Here is a 1,299-nt window from a genome sequence, read left to right as displayed (position 1 = left end):
GGGTTAGGGGAGGTGTTCTCGTTGCTCTGGTCGCCACGGGCTCAGTTCTGGTTTCTCTATGCGCTGTTCCTGGTCTTCGTTGTCTGCTCCTTGGTTTACGCCAAGACCGACCGGCGCTACTTTCTGCCGCTTTTGCTGGTCTTTGGTGTGCTTTATGTGCTCAGTCGAGATCTGGCTGTCGGCAGTATCGGCAAGTTTATCTTCGGCAATGCTGTGTTCTTTGCGCTCGGTATCTGGTTCAACGAGATCAAGGCGTATTTTCTTGCCCGGTATGTCCCTCTCACCTTGTTGCTCGGGGTGTCATTTGTGATTGGGCAGTACCTGTTTCACATGACGTTCGGCTTGAATTGGGAGGTGGGCGGCTTGCCGGTGCTTGCGCTGGCGACTGTTTCGATCCTGTTCGTGGTCGCCCTTTCGATGTGGCTCGGCCGGTTTCGCATGGGCTGGCTGCTATTCATCGGCGCCTCATCCATGACGATCTACCTGATGCATATTCTCGCCGGGAGCGGTATCCGGGTGGTCCTTGGCAGCTTTATGGGTATCGAATCCATAGCTGTCCATTTAATTTTCGGAACCCTGACCGGGCTTGCCGCGCCGTTGCTGGCTCAGATGATCATCAAGCGGTACGACCTGTATTTCCTGTTGGCTCCGCCGAAGTCGTTTTCCGCGACCCGCCTGCTGGCACGCAGGGCAATGGCACATTGATCGGATAGATCTGCGGGTGTAGCGGTTGGCCTTGCCTGCGCGCCGTGTTGCTTTAATTTTCAGTGTCCGAACGACTTTCGGGATCTTTTTGCGGCCAGTAGCGGTTTCCTCAACCACAGCTGACGCGTAGAATTTCAAGCGATTCGTCTGTCGTCAGGGGTAGTCGCTAAGCGTTGTATTCCAGTGTGACAATGTCTCAGCCAGTGTTGATGCTGACCTGTACAATCAGCGATATAAAAAAATACTTGAAGTTATACAGCGTCAGAGTGAAGCTGAGTTCCTTGAAGACTGCTCCAAGTTTATTCCCAATATTTCTACGATGATACCTGAAATGATTCTCGATTATGAGGCGTATCTAGGGATCATCAGTGCCGATAGGCGACGTGAAGCTTATAGATGGAGCGATGCCTTGGCCTTGATTGCCTCAACGCTTTCTTCGGTGGGCCAGCAGGCTCAATCGTATAACTACAATTTCATTTCCATGCCTTCTGGGCGAGTTAATTTTGGGGCGGGATCGACCTCTGGCGGAGGCTTCAATCATTATCTGGTGAACACTCCCGGAGGGCTGCAGCAATGCCATGTTTCTGCTAAGGG

2 protein-coding genes are annotated in these 1,299 nt (G+C 52.6%); both read left to right on the top strand.

Going from position 1 to position 1,299, the window contains the following annotated elements; all coding sequences use genetic code 11:
* A partial coding sequence (locus NA637_RS25030) for an acyltransferase (protein WP_256075271.1) occupies positions 1-705 on the top strand: 705 nt, incomplete at its 5' end.
* Between the two features lie 331 nt (positions 706-1,036).
* Positions 1,037-1,299 (top strand): hypothetical protein (locus tag NA637_RS25025; protein ID WP_256075270.1); only part of this gene is annotated, 263 nt, incomplete at its 3' end.

The organism is Stutzerimonas stutzeri (assembly GCF_024448935.1).
Lineage (GTDB): Bacteria > Pseudomonadota > Gammaproteobacteria > Pseudomonadales > Pseudomonadaceae > Stutzerimonas > Stutzerimonas stutzeri_AO.
This window is presented reverse-complemented; position numbering and strand designations above follow the sequence as displayed.